11 protein-coding genes and 2 pseudogenes are annotated in these 22,436 nt (G+C 61.8%); 5 read left to right on the forward strand and 8 right to left on the reverse strand.

The window, feature by feature from the left end:
- Positions 1–64: 64 nt before the first annotated feature.
- A pseudogene (locus AC1DBX_RS14840) lies at positions 65–1,377 on the forward strand (flavin-containing monooxygenase).
- A gap of 22 nt (positions 1,378–1,399) precedes the next feature.
- Here the strand turns inward: AC1DBX_RS14840 and AC1DBX_RS14845 are convergent.
- Complete coding sequence (locus AC1DBX_RS14845) at positions 1,400–2,167, reverse strand: hypothetical protein (RefSeq protein WP_476932085.1); 768 nt, start codon at positions 2,165–2,167, stop codon at positions 1,400–1,402.
- Between the two features lie 249 nt (positions 2,168–2,416).
- A complete protein-coding gene (locus AC1DBX_RS14850; RefSeq protein WP_476932086.1) occupies positions 2,417–2,998 on the reverse strand; it encodes a DUF4230 domain-containing protein in 582 nt (193 codons plus the stop codon).
- Between the two features lie 401 nt (positions 2,999–3,399).
- Between AC1DBX_RS14850 and AC1DBX_RS14855 the strand changes: the two genes are divergently transcribed.
- The 4 genes and pseudogenes from AC1DBX_RS14855 to AC1DBX_RS14870 form a co-directional block, all read left to right on the forward strand.
- Entirely contained in the window at positions 3,400–4,710 is a 1,311-nt protein-coding gene (locus AC1DBX_RS14855; protein ID WP_476932087.1) for a hypothetical protein, read from the forward strand.
- Between the two features lie 71 nt (positions 4,711–4,781).
- Complete coding sequence (locus tag AC1DBX_RS14860; protein ID WP_476932088.1) at positions 4,782–5,009, forward strand: hypothetical protein; 228 nt, start codon at positions 4,782–4,784, stop codon at positions 5,007–5,009.
- 419 nt (positions 5,010–5,428) lie between these two features.
- Positions 5,429–6,433 (forward strand): hypothetical protein, encoded by a 1,005-nt coding sequence (locus AC1DBX_RS14865; protein ID WP_476932089.1) that lies wholly within the window; start codon positions 5,429–5,431, stop codon positions 6,431–6,433.
- 185 nt (positions 6,434–6,618) lie between these two features.
- Positions 6,619–7,127: pseudogene (locus AC1DBX_RS14870) on the forward strand (alkaline phosphatase D family protein); the annotation flags it as partial.
- 251 nt (positions 7,128–7,378) lie between these two features.
- On the opposite strand, the gene AC1DBX_RS14875 reads toward AC1DBX_RS14870, so the two are convergent.
- The 6 genes from AC1DBX_RS14875 to AC1DBX_RS14900 all read right to left on the reverse strand — a co-directional run bounded on the left by AC1DBX_RS14875 (position 7,379) and on the right by AC1DBX_RS14900 (position 22,400).
- Entirely contained in the window at positions 7,379–7,972 is a 594-nt protein-coding gene (locus AC1DBX_RS14875; RefSeq protein WP_476932090.1) for a hypothetical protein, read from the reverse strand.
- Positions 7,973–8,139: 167 nt separating this feature from the next.
- Entirely contained in the window at positions 8,140–14,574 is a 6,435-nt protein-coding gene (locus AC1DBX_RS14880; RefSeq protein ID WP_476932091.1) for a DUF4011 domain-containing protein, read from the reverse strand.
- Positions 14,575–14,678: 104 nt separating this feature from the next.
- On the reverse strand, positions 14,679–16,409 hold the full coding sequence (locus tag AC1DBX_RS14885) for a hypothetical protein (RefSeq protein ID WP_476932092.1): 1,731 nt from the start codon (positions 16,407–16,409) through the stop codon (positions 14,679–14,681).
- Positions 16,410–16,419: 10 nt separating this feature from the next.
- Positions 16,420–18,771, reverse strand: coding sequence for a HelD family protein (locus AC1DBX_RS14890; RefSeq protein WP_476932093.1), 2,352 nt, complete (start codon positions 18,769–18,771; stop codon positions 16,420–16,422).
- A gap of 548 nt (positions 18,772–19,319) precedes the next feature.
- The gene (locus tag AC1DBX_RS14895; protein ID WP_476932094.1) at positions 19,320–20,471 is read right to left on the reverse strand and encodes a DUF3320 domain-containing protein; all 1,152 of its coding nucleotides are present in this window, start codon (positions 20,469–20,471) and stop codon (positions 19,320–19,322) included.
- An 81-nt stretch (positions 20,472–20,552) separates the two neighbouring features.
- Positions 20,553–22,400, reverse strand: coding sequence for a DUF262 domain-containing protein (locus AC1DBX_RS14900; protein WP_476932095.1), 1,848 nt, complete (start codon positions 22,398–22,400; stop codon positions 20,553–20,555).
- Between the last annotated feature and the right edge of the window lie 36 nt (positions 22,401–22,436).

Genomic DNA, 22,436 nt, shown 5'->3' on the forward strand with positions numbered 1-22,436 from the left:
GTGGCCCTGCGGACATATCCTGCCAACAAAGCCAGCCCTGCACCTTGGCTACGGGAGAAGAACCATGGAGACCCCGACGGTGACCGACGTGCCGTTCCCCGAAGCAGCCGCCCGACCTGCGGCTCCGCAAAGCGTCAACACCCTTGTCATCGGGGCCGGGCAGGCTGGCCTGGCCACGAGCTACTGGCTGAGCCGGGCCGGCGTCGAACATCAGTTGCTGGAACGGCGCGAAACGCTTGGCGGGGCGTGGCAGGACCGGTGGGACGGGTTTTGCCTGAACACGCCGAACTTATCGCTCGCGCTGCCCGGCATGCCGTATGAAGGCCCCGTCCGGAAGCATTCATGCTGCGAGATGACCTCATCGGCTATTTCCGGCACTATGCGGAGAGCATCGGCGCTCCTGTCCGGACGGGTGCGGATGTCACGCGTATCGCGCCCGCGGATGGCGGCGGCTTCACCGTGGCCACAACCCAGGGCAGCTGGCGGGCCCGGAACGTGGTGCTCGCCACCGGCGGCTACCAGAAGCCGAAAATCCCCGCACTGTCGGCGCAACTGCCCAGCCACATCCTGCAACTTCACGCCGACAGCTACCGCAACCCGGGCCAGCTGCCCGACGGTGCCGTGCTCATCGTTGGCACCGGCCAGTCCGGCGGCCAGATCACCGAGGAACTGCTCGCCGTCGGCCGCGAAATCCACCTGGCGGTGTCCACGTGCCCGGAAGCACCGCGCCGGTACCGCGGCCAGGACCTCCTCTATTGGATGATGCAGCTTGCACAATTCGGCCCCGACTACGGACTGAACGGCCTCACCGTGGGGCAGTTGCCCTCCCCCGCGGCGAGGTTCGCCTGCAACCCGCTGGTGTCCGGCGCCGACGGCGGACACGACATCCACCTGCGGGACCTCGGCCGCCGCGGAGTCCGGCTGCACGGCCATCTGGAAGCAGCCGACGACGGCGACCTCGTCTTCAGTGATGACCTTCCGGAACGTCTGGGCCTGGTGGAGGCGGCGTTCCACCAGCGGATGAAGCCGATGTTCGACCGCTATATTGCCGCCACCGGCATGTCTACACCGGAGCCGGAACCGCCGCGCAAGGACGACTGGCTTCCCTCGGACCCGGCGCGGCTGAACCTCGAGGCCGCCAACGTCACGTCGGTCCTCTGGGCCACGGGCTACCGGCTGGACTTCAGCGTCTTGGACATCCCGGTGCTGGACGAATGGAATTACCCCCGGCACCACCGCGGCGTCACCGAACACCCGGGCTTGTACGCCGTCGGGCTGCCGTGGCTGACCGGGCACGGCTCGTCCATCGTGGCGGGCGTGGGCCGCGATGCCGAATACATTGCGCAACACATCGCCGGGAACACCGCCGCCCGGTGAAGACGACGTTCCAGAGCGGTTGCTACCGCGCGCAAGGCCCGTCGAAGTCCACTGGCGCGGCGAGGCCGGCCGAGCTGAACCATTTCCTCGCCCATGCCTGGACCGACGGTTTCGCGAGTTGCTCGGCAACATGCTCCGGCGGCCCGTCGAACACGGACTTGCCCTCCTCCAGGAGGTCCCCGGTGCCGCTGCCGGCGAGGAGCCCGAAGAGCGCAGGCTGGTCGAGGAAGGGTAGCTTCCCGCCGTCACCGTCGGTCAGCACGCCCCAGCACGAGGTGAACAGCGAAAACTCCTCCGGAGGTTCCCCGTGGTCCACCACGAGCGGGCAGGCTTCGCCGTCGAGCTGGATCCGCCGGTAGTTGGGCTCCGTTTCGTCGAGCGCCATCAGTTGGACGTCGTCCAGCCACGATAGCCAGACCGCTGTGCACTCTCCCATCAGCGGATACGGGGCGGCGGCGATGTAGCCGGCCTTGCTCACGTGGGCGGAGTGGCCAACGGCGATGTTGTGGAGCTGCCCCCGGACCAGCGGCAGGACCGCGCTGACAGGCTCGCGGTAGTTGGCGAATTTTCGCCGCATCACGTCGGCGCTTGAATTCGAGCCGATGGCGACCACCAGGGACCGTGCTTCCAACGGTGCCGCGCCGGCTTGCGCGAGGGCCTCATCCAGTCCGGCTGAAGGCTCAAGGGGCCGGAATTCATTGCCGTCCATGACGCCCGAGGCCACGGGCAGGTCCCAGGGATACAGCAGCGGATCGAGATGGCCGGCGCCGCGGGCGCTGCTCAGTCTCATGGAGTTAGCCGGGCGAAGCCGTCGGCATCATGTTGGAGATTAATCATGGCGACCCGCTTTCGTGGTCGGGACTTCCAGTGTCCCGCACTTTTGGGGGAACCGGACCTTGGGTGCTTAAGGACCCCAGAACCCGGCACCTGAGATCGAGACGTCTCCATGGACGGGTGGGACGCCTACGCCGCGTCGCGCCGCCGCATCGCCCAGAGCCGGAGTGGATAAAACCGACTCGATCAACACTGTCCAGCAGGACTAACTATCGAGGAAGGTAGCCTGGATTCCGAGCGAGCCGAACATGCCGGTCAGCATGGCTTTGGTGTTCTCGGTAGCCTGCTTCCGCAGCTCCGACTCTTCCGCAGCGGTGGTCATCTTCGTCTCGGCGAGTTTGAAGAACTGCGCCTGTTGGGGCGACTCGATCGCGTCGGCGACCCGGTCAAAGATGCCGCGGTCCTGGCCAAAGATATAGGACCGGTCCTGGTCGAGGTTGGGCTTGTCGAGCTGCGGCTCGGGCAGCCGCACCGTCACCGATTTGCCGTCCGCGGACAGCGCCAGGTCCTTGTCGGCGAGGCCGGACAGATCGACATAGGTGTTGACTGTGCCCGCCGCGACAAACAGCGTCCGCCGTCCCGCGATGACGGCGGGAATCCACCCGACGTTGTCCTCGACGTCGAGCACCACCTCAAAGTTGCCGACCGCGGCGTGGTACTGGCTGATGTCCTTGACCGACTTGAGCAGCGCGGGCTGGCTCCGGTCGGTCTGGCTCAACTTGAAAGGGTTGAAACCAAACATGTTCCCGGCACCAAACACGGCCAGCGCCAGGACGGTCGTGCCCACTACTGCGAACGCAATGAACTTGAAAAACTTGGCGATGATCGGCCCCTTCTAACCCTTGAAACGCCCTGGGGCCGTTCCTTCAGTTTGCCTGTCCGGCGGGTGCCGGCGGGCTAATCCAGGATGAGTGTAGCGCGTGTGCTCGACTCGACTGCCGTGCGCATGCCGAGCTCGCCGTGTCGTCAGAGTTGGCTGACATCTGCACCCTAATCAGAACGCCCTGATCGGCCTACGAGTTATCCGTAGCTTCTCTGTAAGCAGCGACCCGTACGTCCCCACGGCCATTCGAGATGAAATCGAATTGCGATGTCCATCCGGACAAGGGTTCCGGTCTGCGGCCAGCGGTTACTATGGGTGTCGCTGCCACCGTTTATGGTGGAAGTCGGTTTGGGGAGGGACAAGACGTGACCACTGATAACAAGGCACTCGTGCCGGTATGGACACTCGCTACGGAGGCCGCGACCATGGCGGACGTACTAGGCGATGAGGGCATGACACCGACCCGGCTCGCTGAGCTGAGGACAGTCCTAGCTATGCTCGCGGATTCCCCCATTGTCACGCTGGAGGCGCATCCGCTTTCGAAGAAGAGCAATCGGAGCGGCGGGATTGTGCTGCATGCGGCCAGTCCGCTGGCAAAGCAGTTATCGAACCTTGTGACTGAGACAGCGAAATCGGCGCCTCCGACGCTGAACGTCGCCGCTACCGGTGACGTTCTCTACCGAATGGTCGTACCGGCAAAGGTCGCTGCCCAGGTCGGTAAAGGACTCGTGAATCCCATGGCTTCGAAGGCGGTTGCCGGGGGTGTTTACAGCGCGCTGCGCGACTCCACCGGCGTCGTGGCTAACGCCACGTTTGTGCCCGTTACTGGCAGGGCCGCCGTCGCAGGTGCCGCAACCGGATCGGCCGCAACCGCTGGTGTGGCAGTCGCCAGTGCCGGAGCGTTGACAGTGGCGGCACCCCTCGTGCTGATGGCCATCGCGGTCAGCGCCAGCGCCTATGCCGATCACGAACGCCAGAAAGCGATCGAGCGAATCACCGACCTCCTGGAGCAGTTACACGAAGACAACCTTGAGAACGAACGCAGCTTGTTAGACGGTTGTCGCGACGCGATAGACAAGGCGACGTCGGTTCTCCTCGACCAGGGCCGAATCGGCCTGTCGTTGGGACTGGATTCCTCGTCGTACGCGATCAGCACGGCGATCGAAAAAGCCCAGCGTCGGCTCAAGAAGTGGCAAGCCGCGCTGGATACATTGCCCGACGGCCCAGTCGAAGTCGGTGCATTGACGAAATCATTCCCCGGTATCGACGAGGAGGGCGGCGCATTCCGCGCACACCTAGAGATTGCACGACTCGCCATTGCCCTCAAACGCCGCGTGCTCGTGCTGCAAGCAGTTGAACACGCTCAACAGGACACGAACAATCCATTCAAGAGCTTCATCGGATCACTGCAGGACGACGAACGTGGCATCGACGAGTTGGAATCAGGCATCAGCTCAGTTCTCCTTCGACTGTCAACTCGCGAGTTGAAGCGTGACGGCGGCTTCCGGATCCCCGCGTTCACACCGGGCGAGGTCGACCACCTGCTCCAAGCTGCTTATCGACTTCGCGCCCTGGGCGATGGCCTCAACGGGGGAATCCACCAAGCTGACGTTGCGATCGAGATCGAACGAAGCAGCGACGGGTCGCTCGTAGTGTTTCCTGGAGTCGCTGCCTAACCGGACTCCGCACGCACGACCGCCGCTACAGCGGCGATAACTGACGAACCACCGACGATACGGAGCAAACTATGGCAGAAAAAGCAGACAAAGCCGCAGCCCGACTCAAGAACGGAGGGGACAAGGCAAGAGCCGCCTGCGCCAAGCTTTACAACCTCGCCAAGGACCCCGAGATGCAGGCAAAGGCAGCGGAACGGCTTGAGGACGTCAAGAAGATGTATCGGGCAGCTACAAGCCCCGAGGCCAAGCGGGCCTACCGTCACGCAGCGGAATTCATCAACAAGGCGCGGAAGAAGTAGCTGGGACCATAGAACCACCAAGCACTATGCTTGGCATTCGCGGAGAGAACGGTGCAGTTAGCCGCACGTTCGTCAGGATGCGCTCATCTAGGAATGCGGGACGTCGGACTTGAGGTGCCCACGCCGGGATCCCCCCGTCAGCACGAAGATCTCCTTCGCGGTCCAAGACGGTTCCGCGCTGGTCGTGCGGCCGGAGCCCCTGGAACCTGCCTGCCCCCCCAAGATTGGGCCTGTCGATACCCGCCGGGGGTTTACCCCGCCCATACGATTAGCCCATGCGCGCACCATCTGCCTCAGGTCCCTCTGTCCAAGACGCGGCAATCGTTACGACTGCGCACAGGAACCATCTCCTCACCCACAGCGACATGGTTGCCAAGGCGTCAGCCCAACATCAGGGAGAAGGTCCCAGAATCCTCCGCGTGGTTCCACTCCTGCGGGTGTCCGGGGAGAAGGGCCAGCGCGTAGTCCTGGTGGGACACAGCCGCCTGTCGGTACGGGACGTCGATCATGTCGCTGTCGAGTCGTTCGTGACCAACGCGTGGGTCGAAGGCCCGGAGGAGGGCGAATTCGCGCGCGTAACCGTCGCCGAAGCCAGTACGAATGAACAGGTCAAGGCGGCAACGGCAGAATTCAACCGCGAACTCCCCGTGTGGCCCGATGCGGTCTCCCCGGAGGACCGGCAGATGCACATCGCCAAACATGCCAAGGCCTTGGCCGAGCTGTCCCGCAACGCTGTCGCGAGCGTCCGGGAGATTCGATACGACCTCGAGCACCGGCTTGCCCACTTCAGCAGCAAGGGCCACTCGACCACCAGCAACACCCCCATCGTCGCGTCACTGCTCGAGCTGAACATCATTTGTGGGCGCGCCGCGGATGAGGCCAGGGAAGCTGTCCGGGAAGGCCTCTGGCTGCACCTATCAGACTCCGAGGCCTATCACTCGTACCGCCGGCTTCAGGACCCGTCGATCATCAATGATGCCCCCGTAGCGACCCCCACCACACGCAGCTGGATGAGGCTTCACGATGCCGCGGTCCGCCAGTGCCTTGAGATGCGAAAACAGCTTGATGCCGAGTCGGGTTCGGCCCGCGATCTCATGGCCGCGGCGGCCAGTGTTTCAAACTCTCGGGAAGCTGACTCGCAGGCTGCGTTCAACACCCTAGCCGCGGTGGCTTCCCTCGGCCTTGGCATCCCCGCCCTGGTCCTGGCCCTCTACGGCGCGGACCGGCTTCTCCCCCTCAACACCGAACCCAGGCAGCTCGCGTTCATACCGGTCGCTGCTGGATTACTCTTCGCTGCCGTGATCGCCATCTGGCGGGCCCCCAAGGGGAAATCCAGCCGGATCTGGATCTTCGGAGCAATCGGGGTCATCATGATTCTGCTGAGTCTGTTGGTGGCGGCAGGCCTGCTGGCACCGTCCACATAACCTCAGGACCTCCGAGGCCGGGACCCGGTAAGACGCTTCAGCCGTCAGCAGCGCCGGGACGGCATGACACGGCGGGTGAACAGCGCGAAGTGGAGGCGGGGTTCCGGCGCCGCTGCTCCCGGCCCGCTGAGCAGCGCGGCCATTTCTACCCTTGATCAAAGGGCGCAGACACTCCGTTTGCATCGCTGCCGGACGGCTTTCGTAACTCCATGCAGCACTGGGACGTCCTGGGCCGGCAGGTGTTCTTCGCCGAGCGGGACCGGGACCGGGCGCCGGAGATCGACGAAATCTCGTGGACAGGTGGGACGGCCAAACCTCGTCCCGCCGCCGCATGACACAGGGCTGGGGGACGCGAACGTGCGCAACACGGTGGTTCTCACCGGCGACGTGCATGGCGGCTGGGCCAACGACGTCAAGGTGGACTACACGGATCCGGAGTCGCCTCAGGTGGGCTCCGAGCTGGTGTGCACATCCTTCACATCCACGGGTAACGGTTCCGGATCCACCACGGACCCGACCGTGGCCTGGAACCCGCGCCTGAAGTTCTACAACGACAACCACGCTTAGATGAACACCCTCATCACCAAGGACACGATGACCGCGGACTTCCGGGTGCTGCACTACGTCACGACGCCTAGCGCCCGTCAGTCCGAAGGCGTCCGTCGCGATCCGGGACGGGGCTCCGGGGCTGGAAGTAGCGCGGTCGAGCTCAACCGGATTCGTGGTGGAGCCGCAAATCCTGTCTGAACCTATTGAGCAGAGTGTGAGTGGTTCACTCTTCAGGTGTTCCCCTGCTGGTCAGGACGCCAGGACGCCGCCTTGCTAACACACCAAATACTGCATCGCAGTCTTGAAGAAAGTAACCCAGTCGGTGAAGTTCCGGCCCGTTGGCTCATAGGAGGGGAAGGAACAAACGCTCCGGCTTCTCCAAGGGCATCATGTGCTTTATTTTTCGTTCGGCAGGGCGGTGGAGCGGTGTACTGTGGCCAACGGTCCCCCTGTTGCATGAACCGCTTGGATCCATTCCAGCTCTGGGTGGTCTCCGAGCAATTTGAACAGCGCGTGCGCGGCACCCTCACCGAGTCTTTTAGCGTCCGGCGCGTTCTTGTCGATGTTGAGTAAGACCGTCAGCGATCCTTCCTGCTCGGCATCCATATCCGTGACAAGACAGCCCCAGTTGTCGCCCACGATGCTGGCGGTGCACAACTGCTGCCACGTCTTCACACCAAACTGGGCGCGGGCGTCCCGATCAATTTCATCCGCCCATGCAGCCAACTCCAGATCAGATTTTTGTGGCACAGCCGGCGCCGGCGGCGTGCCCACAGTCTTCGCTGGCTGCTTCTGAGTCGGACTTGGGGCTTCCACGAGGCTGGGGGACGGCGCAGCGGGCGTCCAAGCCGGATTTGCGGTGGTGCTGGTGGCAGCGCCGGGAGAGTCATCAGCCGGGTCCACGATCGAACCGACGGCAGCCAGGGCCAGAATTATGCCACCTCCCCAAAGCCATTTTTGTCTCTTCGTCAATTCTGAAAGCTTTATCATGTGGCGTCCCCCTAGTCCAAGAAATTCACACCGGAAACTACCTTGCCACATCAATGGGACGAAGCGGCCTCATTGCACCTGATGAACTGAGCAGGTGTCGGCCCCATCCTGGTCCTCAGCGATTCTGTGCTCTCGGAGCAGAGACGCTAGTTGATGGAGCGGGACGCCTACACGGCCAGGTGGACCACATCACCGCGCAGCTCCAGCCGCTTCGTATCGACGCCGTACTGCAGGCCTTCATTCAGCCGCGCGGTAACTCCTGCGGTCCGCCGCTTCCCGCCGAATTGCCGGATCGTCTCCCGGTGCAGCTCACTGACAGAGATGCCGCCGGAAAGCCGGACGATATCGACCATCGCGTTGCGAAGCTCCACAACGCTGATGTGTTCCGGCTTGCGATCGACATCCGGCCCGTTGGTCCGGAAATCGGCCCATTCCTCCTGATCAACGGATGCGTCCCAGATGAACTCATCACGATCGCAACAATGAACCGACGAGTCCAACGCATCCAAGACGGAGTTAGCTCGGTCCGGGTGCATTTTGTTCAGGTTGAACGCCGCGCAGGCGAGTTTGGCCAGGCGCTCCTGGTGTACAGGGCCTTCCGCTTCGACGATCGTTCGAAGGACCTCACGGACGGCGAGCACGGACCGTCGGGAAGGCAGGGCGTCTAGCACCTCTCCGCCTCCGAACCGCCGGACGATCCACGGTGTGTACTCGGGCCGTTCCGGCTCGACGACGGCGGCCACCAGCTTAGATCCGGCGCCCGCCGCAGCCAGTACCGGAGCTGGAACGGCGGCAGACGCTTGACTCAATGCGGTGTTCGAAGAGGCACCGGAAATTGCCATTGCAGGCACATCGTACAAACCGTCAACTTCTGCGGAGCCGAACAGCTCCGAACCCGGATTCGGCAGCCCTGAGGCCGCCCCAGCAAAAGCCTTCTCCAGCTTGTCCAATACTGCTTCTCGATCGGCGATCCAAGCGGGGAGCCAAACCCGCTGGACGGACGGCCACCGCATCATTCGGGTAAGAACATCCCCCGGCAGGCCGTCGCGGTCCCCCGCTGTCCGCCGCGCGGCCCAGGCCGGGCTGTCCAGCAGGATAGCCATGGACGGCCGGTCGGGGGCGTCCAGCGAAGCCAGGCTGATGTCGACCTTGAAGTCGGACAGCCCGACGTCGGTGGCAACGGCGTAACCACGGTCCCGGAGCGCGTCGGCGATCTCCTCACGGTGAAGGTCCACCGCAATAGTGCGGCGCCCGTCATAGGGCAGCGCACCGGTTCCGTGCTCGGCAAGATCCAGGTACGAGCGCAGGTGCTTGATCCCGACGGAGCTCGTCTCCTCGGCCCGCAACTCGGAGGGGCTGAAGCTGGAGAAAACGATGACCTGCCGACGCGCACGAGTCACAGCCACATTGAGCCGCCGTTCGCCGCCGGCCCGGTTCAACGGGCCAAAGTTCAGCGGCAGGTAGCCCTTGTCGTTCTTGCTGAAGCCTGTCGAGAAGAGGATGACGTCCCGCTCGTCACCCTGGACGTTTTCGAGGTTCTTCACAAAAAGCCCCTCATGGTCTTCATCCAAGGCCTTGATGATGCGAGGATCCTCGGTGTCGCGCAGGAGGCTTTCGATCAAAGCCCGCTGTTGCAGGTTGAACGTCACCACTCCCACGGACGGCGACTCAGTGCCGCCGTCGAACCGCCGCCGCACTTCCGCCACCACGGCCTTCGCTTCGATGGGGTTGGTCCGCAACACCTTAGACATCCCTGAGCGGTAGAACTGGCCGTCCACGCGGACGAAGTTCACGCCGTGACCCCGCAGCCCGGGATCCGGGGCGCCGTGAGAGGGACCGGGGAAGGACGACAGCTTGCTCTCGTAGTACTGCTGGTTGCTGAACTCGATGAGCGATTCGTCCTGGCTGCGGTAGTGCCAGGACAGCCATTGCCGCGGCACGCGCGCCTCGACGCATTCGGACAGGATGGACTCCATGTCCTCGACGGCGGTGACTTCGTTCTCCGCGTCGTCGAGGGAATCGTTGGACGATTCCGCAAACGACGTCGGGGGCATCTGCTTGCTGTCGCCCACGACCACCACCGAGGCGCCGCGGCCCATGGCACCGACGGCGTCTGCCACCCGGATCTGCGAAGCTTCGTCGAACACCACAATGTCGAACAGGTCGGCCCGTGCCGGGAAGAACCGTGCGACGGAGTCCGGGCTCACGAGCGTGCACGGCATGATCTGGGTGATGAGGTCGGCGTAGCTTTCCATCAGCTTGCGGACGGTGAGGCCGCCGCGTTGCCTGGTCAGCTGCCGCTGCAGCTCCCCCATCCGTCCGGAGGTCGACGACGTCGATACCCGCCGTGAGCTCACGACGCCGGCGGCAAGGTTGCGCTTGAGGAGCTCGCGTACCAGCGTGGCCCGGGTACTGAACCGGTCAATGGTTCGCTCGTGGGCTTGGGCGTCAAAATCCTGCAGCCCGGTTGCCAGGCTGCGTTCCAGCAGGGAGGTTTCGGCCAGCCCGCGTTCGAAAGCCGTGGCGGCGTCGTCCGCGTCAAGTTCGCCGTCGAGAATTGTGGTACGAACTCCGTGTAAGCCCACGGATTGCAGCGGCTCCAAGTGGCGCAGCAGTTCCAGCCAGCGCTCCAGGGGGCGGGACCCGGTGGCGTCGAGGCCGCGGACTGCTCGTGTGCTGCCCCAAGCATCCAGGAATCCTGTGTCTCCCCTCCAGCGGTCAAGATCGGATTCGTCTACAGCCCGGATCGCCGTCAAGGCTTCCCAAGCTGACGCGAGCTCGTACAGCCAGGCAACCACGTTCTCATGAACCGGTTGGCCACCGTCGAGGAAGGCGCGCATTGCAGCTTGGAAGGTGACTTTGTTGTCGCCCACGTGGGGCTGGACAGCCTGCGCGGCCCAGCGCAGCCACCCGAGCCTGCGCTCGAGTGCTTGCTGGCCGGCCTCAGTCAGCGGGTTCCAGTCCTGAGGGACTGCCATCCCGGGTACGGCTTGGGCTTCGGTCTGAAGGCCGCGGATCTGCTGCTGCGCGGCAAACAGGTTGTGCAGCAGTGGTACCAGCTCTTTGGGTCGGACACTCACTCCCGGGTGCACCACTGCGTCAAGCTCCGCGACTACTGCCAAAATCCGCTTCTTACGTCCGAAGAAACCGCTGACCGCCGCTTGCTCTGCGCGCCCGAGGATTTCTTGGAGCGGGAGGTCCATGGCCTCCGGTCCAACCTTTTCCAGACCGGGATGGTTCACCGCCGCGAAGGCTGAGACCAGCTGTTCCAAGTGCTGAGCTCCAGCGGACCACTGACCAGACCTCACGACGTCGAGGGTTTCCACCGGCACGCTGCGGTCCTCGAGCAGCGCAGCAAGGATGCGGAGTTCGGAAGGAGACGTGGCGGACGAAATGACGCCGGTCAGCCCCTCGACGGAACGAACGACGTCGAGCGCCGTGTCGATGCGCTGTCCGGCGCCGGTCAGTTGATCTTTTGCGTCAGCGCTGGCGGCGGAAGCGACGAACCGCCAGGGGTGATTCGTGGAAGGACGTGCCCGGTCGGTGTACTCGGGCAACTCCCGTAGTACTGCACGGACGGGCTCCAACACAGTCTCATTCGCGGCAGCCGTGAACTCCACAGTCAGTGGGAGCGCCGAGCTGTCTGGATCGAACGTCAATGCTTTTGTCCGGGCACTGTAGAGGGAGAGCTGCGCCCCATTTTCCTCGTGCAGACGGCTGGCATAGCGGACGAGACCGCGACGCGCGGAGGCGAGGTCAGTCGAAGCGGTGTCCAGCTGCTGGGCGTCGGAATCCAGACGCAGTTCCAGCGCATGCTTGATTTGGGCGCGGACGGCCGCGGGTTTACTCCCCTTGTCGTGGAGATCAAGAGAGAACGGGCCCATGCCCACCTCTTCGAGGCGCTTCTGCACAACGTCGAGAGCGGCGCGCTTCTCGGCAACGAACAAGACACGCTTACCCTCAACGATCGCGCGGGTGAGTAGGTTGGTGATGGTCTGGGACTTGCCCGTACCTGGAGGTCCTTCGAGAACGAAGGACTGCCCAGCTACCGCCGATGCGACAGCTTGTAGCTGCGACGAGTCGGCCGGAATGGGACACTGCGCAGACAGAGCATCGAGGTCAGTCTCTTCTGCGGCCTTCACCGGGTCGTTGAAGAGCTCCGTCGGGCTGCTGATGAGGTGGTCCACGAGGCGGTTCTTGGCGAACTGCTCCCAGCTCTCGTCCAGGTCCTTCCAGAGGCGGAATTTCGCGAACTGCAGCATGGACAGGTCCACGGTGCTCTCCACCCTGAATGCCAGTCCCTTGGCGGAGACGGCTTCCCTGACCGCGTGGAAAGCGGCGTCGAGGTCGATGCCGGAGCCGTCTTCGACAGGCTCGGCCAGACCGGGAATCCGGAGCCCGTGAGTCTGGGCAAGCTTTTCCAGCAGGCAGTAGTTGGGCGTTGACTGCCCGGCCTCGTCCAGTGTGAGCCGGTACAGCCCGTTCTTTCCGGCCGAGGTCAGGTTGACGGGGACGAGCACCAGCGGCGAGCGTAGGGTGCGGCCATCGAGCTCCCACAGAAGGCAGCCGAGAGCCAGATATAGGTTGTTGGCGCCTGTTTCTTCTGTCTGGGTCTTGGCCTTGTAGGCCAGCCCGCGCATTTTGGAGTTATAGGCCTCCTCGGTCACCTCGGCAAAGACTGCTTTTTTCGAGCTGAGCATGCTAATCAGTTCGTCCTGCGGAAGGTCCCGGCCGAAGCGGATGCCGCGTTCCTGATAGACGGCGCTGATCTGGTTGGACGGAATCAGGCTGATGGGGGTGCCGTTGTTGACGAGATCTTCGAACGGGCCAATCCATGCGCTCGGAACGGCTAGCGGGAAGCGTGCCGTGTCGGTGAAATTGATGAGCCTGTTTCTGAGGCTGAGGTCCAGCAACGCGTTCTTCCACTGAGTGACGCGTGGGGGAACATTTGGGGCGGTGCCATCATGCCGGGCGACCTTACCTTGTTTCTCCGGCACGACGGGGCCAGCTTTGGCCTGCGGAACGTAGTTGGTGACTACGTGCTCGCCGGATTCACTAGTGGTCCGAGCAGGCAAGGGGTGGATGCCATCAAAGCGGGCCCGCCGGATGTCAGTAACCGCTTGAATCTTCTCTTGTCCCGCTTCGATGTAATCGGACTCAGGGCTGCTGCGTAGCGACGCTGGTGTGATGAGCTGGCGGCCGGTCAGCATAGTGGTTTCGATCAGACCGATATAGCCACGCTGAACAAGGCTGATGAGTTCGGGCACATCGTCGGAAGCTGCGGTTGAAAGCGATGTGTCCTCCCGCCAGTACCCAAGGAAGGCGTGCCCGTTCACGAGCCACAGGAGCGGGGCGATGCCGCAGAACTCCAGCGCGGCTGCCATGACAATCGTCGTATCGAGGCAAGTTCCGAGGCGGTCTTCCAGAACTTGCGCAGGAGTGCGGATCTGTTGGCCCTGAACGCCCCAACTGGCGGGTGGCATGCTGTAGCGGATGTCGCGCTTGCTTGCTGCCTGGGCCACCGCGAAGACAATTTCGTCCACCCGCTCGGCGCTGTCAATGTAGCCGTCGAGGCTGCTGCTGCCAGTAGCTTTCTCCAGAAGGTCGGCGGCCTCGGAGACCAGCTTGGAAATGGCCGGGTGATGAGGCTGCACGAAGGCAGCCAAGAATTCGTACGAAACTAGACCTCTGCCGGCTATCCATAGCTGGGCCGGGAGGAGCTGAAGGCGCGCTTCGGCCTTGCCTAGTTCCGTTGCCGCCGGCCCGGCCGCACTGGACTCGATCGTGACAACCACTCTGCCAGGCTGCTTGTCCGAAAGCTCATACATCGTGGCGGCCGAGACGTGCACGTCAACATCGTCCAAGACGATTGCCTGCCCAGCCGCGAGGTCCACGTACTGCTGGAAGTCCTCTGAAATCCTGCCCGTGCTGGCAAACACCTCCACGCGGACCACAGCACCTCGGATCTCTGTGCCCGGGTTCGAGATCTTGATCTGCCGTACAAACTTGAAGCCGTTGTGCACCATCGCATAGCTGAGCGACTCGGCCGCGGTGATCTCAACGCTGACGGGATGCTGCTTGATCGCGTGCTCGAACGGCTGGGGTGGTTCTGGTTTCTCTTCTGCTGCACTCCCGACGCCGATTTCCGAAGTTTCGCTTGCGCTTTCTGAGGTATCGCCCAACCTGTATTCATCGAGCAGGGCGGTGAGTGCTTGCGCCGCGCCATCCAGCCCCAGGTGCTTGGCGAGCCGGTCGGCCGTATCCAGTGCGCGGAAGGCGTCCGCATCGTTGAAGGTCTCGTTGTGGGCCCAGAGGTTGCGGGTCTGGCGCAGCTCGGAAGTGTAGCTGCGGGCATCGTGGCCCAGGTTGAACGGGTAGCCTAGGGAGCCCAAAGACTCGGTCATGACGCGCAGCTGCACGCTCAGATCCGTGGGCGAGTAGGTCATCGGCGGTCTGCCGGCACTGGAGTCTTTGTGCTCCAGAAGCTTCGGCCAAGAAATGCCCGGCGCAACACCCTCCAGAACTGAAGCAATGTAGGAACCAAGGCTGGCTGCCAAGGTATCCAGAGCACGGCCAACGTACTCGCGGTTGGAAAGCCCCATTGTGTTCCCCCATTCTGCGGCACGTGTGCCGACCATTAACTCAGTTCAGAGTAGTGCCATTCAAGGCAACTCTCACCGAAACGACTAAGCGCGTGCCAAGGCTGCTAGTACCTTGCTGTTTGCAAATGTTCCCCGAGGTAGCCGACATAAACACGCCCATCGGAGGCCACGTTGTCGTAGACGTACATCCGCGGAGCTCCCGCTCGCCCATTCAATAGGGCGACATGAGCTGTCATAGCCAACTGTCCACTCGGATGCACCCCAGACGGAACGGAAACGGTTCTTTGGGCGATCATCCTTGGATTGCTCTGCACCGTCTCGCTCTCAGTCGGGCGGAACCCCAGGAGCCTGCACCGCCCGCTGTGACCGCCATCGTTGACGTAGCTATAAATACCCCCGCCAGCCCAGCTGCCATCTGACGTCAGCACTGCGTAGTCCTGCAGCGAGGCGAGGGCGTCCCAAGCTTTGTGCACGGCAACGGTCATATTGGGGTGGTCGTCCAGAGCTCGGGCGCTTTCAGGATCGCCGACAAAGGAGAGTCGGTCGAACTCGTTGATGCGGTCGATGAGGTCATCAAAGCTCTCCGGGTAGACGGTTTTCTCGTCGGCTGCCAGCGGCGCATAGGCCTCGGCAATGGCTTTGAGGCCAATAAGCCTGCGGCGAAGGGCCTCCACGGTGTCTTGCGATTCGTCAGCGCGGCCGGCGACTTCTGCCGTTTCCAATTCCATGATCTCGATGGTCTCTTTGAGGTCATCAACATGGATCATGAGGCTAATGGCCTGCTCAAGGGCATCCAAGGCGTCTTGCTTCTGGCGTTCTAGCTCCGCAGACAAGAGTTCATTCAGCTTCAAGACGCGGTCGAAGTCGCGCTCATCCACGGCTGTGGCCGTCTCAACCTGCAGGTCTTCAATCGCCTGCATCGGCTGGTAGCGCTGGCTCCGTAGCAACCCGTAGTCGACATCTCGCAGGATTGGAGGCAGGCGAAGCTCGGCAAGCCTCCGGACTTCCGCGCTCCGCAGCATCCGAGCAATCTTTTTGAGCGGAGTTTCCCTAATCTTCCGTGCACTCAAGACGCGGTGTCGGAATGCATCGGCTGGCAGGCCAAGCTTTGCCCCCGGCTGAAGTGTCCGGAGACTGCCCGGACCGATGGACAGGGCCGCGCCTACGCGCGCATTGAACTCGGTGAGCCGCTCAGGATCAACGACGTATGCAGTAGCCATACCTTCGATGCCCCGAGTCATGTCGGCGACTATCTTGACCCACTGATCGGTGGCAAGCCCTTGCGGCGGTGAAGACACCAGGCACGAGCCAATCCTTTGGTCATCGGCGAGGACTCCGATCAGCTCTTGGACATGATTCGACGTTCGAATGACTAGAGGATCCGAAAAAGGATGGGACTCGCCATCGTTGGTCTCGAACGCTGCGATCAGCGCTTTCATGACGCGGGGCGTCCCGGATTCTTGAGCTTCGGAGATCTCCTCGCCAAACCTGTTGGTGTAGCGAAGCATAGGCGCGTCTATATCAACCCAGATGCGCGCTTGATCCTGCCCTTGAACGACGGTGATCGAAGTTACGGCAATCCGCTCAGGCCGGCGCTCTCCCGTAAACCAGTTGGGTTCGTCCCAGTGTTCTCGCAGCTGCCAACGCCGGCTTGCTACGACGGCATTGGACCAATCAATTCGCGAGACTTCCTGGCCCTCATTCATCGAGGTTCCCGCCTGCAGGGGATGCACCAGCTGCTTGCTCTCGAGCCAGGCGGCTACGACGCTGTCAACGTCCTCAATCAGGGACGACGACGGCGACACGCTCAGAATTGAACGATAGGAGATTGGCATCTTTTATTCCTCAGCTTGCGGTTGGGGACGAACCGGCAACCTGAGCGGAGGCGCCATCATCGTGCGGGCTTCTTGTGGTCAGTTCTCTAGACTCTCGGAGAATCAGCTCCACCATTTCAGGCTGATAAATTGACGCGAGGAAGCCGACGATCGTCCTGGCCGACTCCTTAACTTCTTGAGCTTTGTACTGCTGCAGAAGAAGAGACAACCCATTCGTTCCATTAGCCTTGTCTTCTGGCTGCCGAAGCTGGTGGTCGACAAAGGACCGCTCCGGGGCGGCGGATGGCGGCGGCACCACCGGCTCTGTGGGCTGTTTCGGGACCGTGGTCTCATCAGGGCCCCCGAGCATCTCTGGAAGGTTTCCGACCGGGTAAATCACGTCAAGTCGCGTTGTTGTTCGGGTTAACGCGATATACAGAAGACGCTCCCCCAAAGGCATTGCAAGAATTGCTGCCGGGTCGACTACCACAACCACGTCGAATTCCAGGCCCTTGCAGTCTTGAGGCGTAACCAGGTTAATGTTGTGACTTAGCTCCCCGTCGAGCGACTCCCGCCATTGCATGTCCTCCGCCTTGAACTGCTGGCGCAGCTGAGGCCAAAGCTCCTCCGGGGCTACAACGCCCACGAAGCGCCCCTTTCCACTGTGGTGACTTGCAACGGCGGCAACTTCCACCGCTATTTCATCCAGGCGACATCCTGAGAAGACTGGCTCGACGTCCGCCCAACGCACGATTCGGGGCGCGTTGATCGCCGGCGCCGCGACGGCAAGAATCGGGCGTGCGACGTCAAAGACTTCCTTCGGAACGCGGTAGCCTTCCTGCAATTCTTCGATCTTGTGTGGAAGCCTGGACCTCAACTGCTGAAGAACTGTCTCCCAGGAGTCGCGAGCATGCGGCCCAGTCGACTGGGCGATGTTGCCGACGACAGTCATCGAGCCATTGCGCGAACGGCGTCTGACAGCCCGCAGCTGCATTTCGGAGAGATCCTGAGCTTCATCGATGACAATGTGGCCGAACAACGGAAGCTCGGCACCGATGCTCTCCATGGCTTCATCGATAAGGGCGAGGTCACCGAGAGTCCATTTTTCCTCCGAAAGTTTCTTCTTGGCCGCCCGGTGCAGTGCCTGGATCTCAGAGGGGTTGAGTATTCCCTTGCCGGCGGCGGTCAGCTGGGCGGCGCTTCCGAGTAGCTCCTGAATGAGCTGAGGGCCAGTAGTGGACGGCCAGAGTCGCTCCAACTCGGAGTCCAGGGACTGACGCGAAAGTTGCACTGCCGTCGTCAGCCCGCCAAGGCCCTTGACGACTGCCGAGGACATCTCCTGAAGCCGTTCACGCAACATCGCCCGGCCCTTGGCATATGGCTGGACTCGCAGCCGTGCGATCTCCGCCGCGACGCTTTGTGGCGAAAGTGTAACGACTGAGGCTGACAACGTCCGGCGTAAACGGACGGGCTCACGCGGCAGGGTAATGCGGGCGTCGAGCGCCGCGGAAATAACGTCTGCCATACGACCGGAGCCCTTGAGGGCGGCCGTCTCCCGTGAATCGTGTCCGCCCGCCAACACGCCCGGCGCCAAAAAGTCATGGAGCGAGCGTTGCACAACGTCGTTGTCGCCGAGATCTGGCAAGACCTTCTTGATGTACCGGGTGAACGTTGGATTCGGCCCAATCACAAGGACATCGCTAGGAGCTAGCTGCCCTTGGAAGGTGTACAGCAGCCATGAAACGCGGTGCAAGGCCACGGCTGTCTTGCCCGTTCCAGGCCCTCCCTGCACGATTAGGAGTTGATCCTTCTCGGCACGCACGATGCGGTCCTGCGCCGCTTGAATGGTCTTGACGATGTCGGCCATCTCGCCGTTCCTGGCGGCACCGAGTGCGGAGAGAAGACTGTCGTCGGTGGCGGCGCTTCCGCCGAGTTCACGGAAAGCCTCTGACAGCTCGGCAAATACGAAATCATCAAACTGAAGAATTGTGTTGTTGGAGCATTCGAACGTCCGCTTCCTTGCCAACCCCAGCGTCTCTTCCGTGGAGGCCTGGTAGAACGGAACTGCTGCCTCGGACTTCCAGCTCGCAACCAACAAGTCCTTGTCGTCATTCCAGATTGCGTGCCTGCCGATGTACAGTTCCGACTCGTGCTCTGGATCGATCCGGCCAATTGCCACGGACTTGGCCAGGCTGTCAGTCTGCGACTTCGCCTTGAAGTTGAGCCACGCTAGCTGCTCGACCTTGTTCGTGGGCACAAAGCCGTTTGTACTCCCTTCCGCAGAGGCGGCGACTCTGGCCTCTTGTGCCGCGTCAAAGTACTCCTGCTCAGCAGCCAGCTCTTCCTCATACGCGAGGTTCCGGACTTCGGTGTCTGTGCTCAATTTCGCCCCTTGGATGAAGGCCGCCCTGGCCCTGCAATGTGAGAAATCTCAATGTAGCCTCTACCCGGGACAATTAAGCTCCTGGCTCCAGGTGCGTTACGTGTCGGGCATGGATGGACCAGGGGGGGCGTATTGGGAAGTTACTGATCTAAGGCCGCTGCCCAGCGGGTCGAGAAATTGACCGCAGATTGCGCCACAGTCCGGTAGGCACCGGTGGCAGGTGCATCTCCAACAGCTTCCTGCTCACACTCAGTGGCGTTCGTTGGACCTTTTGTGAGTCCAGAAGAGCCTTGTCGCCACTTGCTTCTGGTCAACGTGAATGGCCTCCGCGATGTTCACGATCTTCCTGCCGTGTTCATACAGCTCGACTGTGAGGCTTCCGTGTCATTGTCCGCCAGACTCCACTGCAACGCAGGTGTCCCTTCGAAATCCCATTCGTCGGCCTGTTGGCCGCCCCGCGCGTCCAGACGCCATCTCAGTTCTTGGCCCAAGAGCCCTGGCAACCGCCGCAGTCAGGTCGTTTCCTCGAAACGGAGATCCTCAAGATTCTATTCGGAAATATCCGCCGCTCCTAGGCTCACGGTCCCGTTCGCTGTCAGCAAGAGGCCTAGGGCCGTAGCCGCTTCCAAGGCCTTTTCGAAATGCGCGGAATGCCCCTTCGTAGCCTTGACTCGCCCGAAGGTCCTGAGCACCAAGCGCCGGAGTTCGGGGGCGGGAATGGTGCCGCCCTTTCGTTTAAGAATGTCGGTTGCAGCGTTGCCAATCTCACGCGGGCTAATTTGTACGAAGACCCGGGCGTCGCCCACGGGACTAGTCCGGTAGATCTTCCATTCGTTGGGATCCGTATCCTCGGGCCAGACGAACTTCTCTTTGTCCGTAACACAAGCCGAGCCGTTGATCTGCGAAACAATCTTCTTCGCTCGAGACTCGTGGACCTTTCCTAACCCATAGGTGTAACCGACGAGTTTGGTGAGCCTGTCACGGTGGATCGGGCCCTCGAGATCCACGATCTCCTCGATGGTGGCTCGCACCGATTCCTTGGCGGTCTTCTTTGGCAAATTATCCAACGTTTCAACGTTGCCCGTGACCACGATGTCCCAGGGCTCAAATGTGGTGCGGACACCGGTAAAGCGCTGAGATGCGGCTTCGTACTCTTCGCCCGCCGTCGGCTCCTCGGACGGTTCCGGCTTCTCGACGGCGGAGGGCCCGTCGACGTCGACGGTTTCGTCGTCCTCCGGTGTTTCAGCGCCGGGAACAGAGACGAGCTCCTTGATAACCGAGCCCCGGAGCTCAGCTGCCGCGGCGGCAGCTTCCTTGTCTCCGATGTGCGTGAGCACTATGAAAACCGTGTCAGTCGCCCTCATGGCCTCCATCGCCGAGAAACTATCGCCGTGCGCCCAGCGGTTTCTGATCAGTCGAAGCTCGTTCCCGTAGATGCTCAGAAGCCGCTGGGGATCATTGACACTGAACGGGTAGCCCAGGGCCCCCAAACGCTCGGTAACAATTCGCAGTTGCGGTTGCACATCGGTGTGGCTGTATACCTTTGGCGATTTTCCTTTGATCTTGTCGAGCTGGTGCAGTACGTCCGTCCAGTGCAACGCCGGTTCGAGATGCGGGGCCAGCACTTTCTCGATGTGCAGGTCCAGGCTCTTTGCAAGCATTTGCAGCGCTGATTGGACCACTGCTTCATTTGACGACACTAGGTGGAGCCTTTCGATAAAGGATATGAGCTTAGAACAGCCGTTCAGACCTGACGAGCCCGGCATAGATAAGGCGCGGGTTCATCCCCGGGGCCATACTTGACAAATTAGCGAGCAGATCTCCGCGGACCGGGAACGGATGTCATCCTCTGACCACGCGTCCGGATGTTCATCGACGACTGCTTTGTTGATGGCGAGGATGCTGAATTTGCTCAGCATGGAGCGTTTGCCCTTTCCGGCATCGATTCCAGCCGGAGCAACCAATCTTGCCTCATCATCAGTCCATGGACGGTTGGAAAGCGCACTGTTGAGGCGCTGGGTTGTCAGCGTGAGATTGCCAAGTGTGTGGATGAGTTGGTCGCGTTCCTGATCAGCACCGGGCTCGAGACGCAGAGAGGCCCGCCAATGGCTACGCCAGCCTTGCGGCATGATGTGTTCGACTTCCAGCCTGTCCGGAAGGCTGACATCCTCCAGGCGCCGATCGCGCAGCTCGAACTCCACAGCTGCGAGGATGACTCGCAGGCGGGACTGCCGGACATTTCCATACAGCTTCACCGAAGGCAATTCGGCCAGCATTTGCTGATCCGTCGGCCATTCGCGCGAATCAGAAGTCTGACCCGCCAAGAAGTCTCTGACGGAAGCTCCAGCTCTTTGGGTAGCAGCTGTGTCCAGCTCCTTGAGCAAGCTGACCATCAACTTATTCACGTCTTTGGTAGTTCGGCGCAGAAGTGTGCGGCGTACCACCCAGCTTTCAAGACTAGCCAGAGCAGTCTCAACCTGATCCCGGGGAACGTTGTGATTATCCGAGACAAACCACAGGAGCAAAGGCGTGGTAGCACCGAGTTCGAGGGCTTCGATTACCCTCCGATAGAACTTACCTTCCGCGGTTTGGTCACCGATCTCAGCAAAGGACCTAAACGTGTCGGCGTCCCGTCGAAGAGCCTGGACAAACTCGGTTGCGGCCTCAGCTTCGAGCATTCGCGACTTGGCATGCTCACGGAATCTCTTGAAGACCAACTCTGTGGGCACTTCTTCCTGGGTCCGCATCGTCAGCCAATACTGAAGAAAAATGTCGATTCTGGATCTCAGGAGCCGGCCCTGGCTGATCTGTTCTCGCCACCACTCCTCGTCGAATTCCAGCCAGTACTTCTCTGCCCAAAGGTCGACGTCGGCACGTAGGAGCTCGCCCTGCTGGAACATCCAGTTCTTCACCAAGTCGGCAGCCAGTAGTGGAGTCCCTCGATCATTCAGGGTCTCAAAAATGAGCTGGTCGTCGTCCAGGAGGCTCAAGTTGATTGCGACGACGAACAACCTGTCGCTCAACACTGAGGTCAGCGCAGACAGTCGCGTCGGCGTGGACTCAGGACGCTCAGCGTTTGTGGACCATTCGCGAATCTCCTGTTGAAAGAAGCGGTGCGCCTGTCGGATTCTATGGCTCGATTGTTCGCTGGGATCCGCTGCGTCATCCATGGCCAACGAGAATGGCTCGCGGTCTGTCCTTGACGGCCACAGCTTGAAGCGCCGGCTCGTTGCCCGAAACCTACGTGAATCATTGAGGACGAGCTCCTGGAGCGCCTCCGCATCGTCCTCGTTCCCCAAATCGTCGACGACGACCTGCGCCGCGTCAAGCAACAGCTGGAGCGTCGTCATTCGCTGCTGGCCGTCGATGACGGAAGACCGAGCGAGGTCTCCGGCAACGTTAGACATTTCCTTGATGACGACTGCACCTAGGAAGTGCGGGCTAACCTTCTCCAATGCTTCTGGATGCGGCATGGCATCCAGGCAGGATTCTGCGACGCGCTTGACATCTGCCCAAAGTGGCGACCACTGATCTTCCTCGGTCCAAACATAGGGCCTCTGGAAGGCAGGAATTTCGTACTGGACCTTCGAGTCAAACAAATCCCGTGGCGTGACAGCTTCGGCTTTCAACGTTTCCCCTTAACAACCGTGACGCGGACCAGTATC

This window comes from Arthrobacter sp. 10N44_2 (assembly GCF_056394385.1).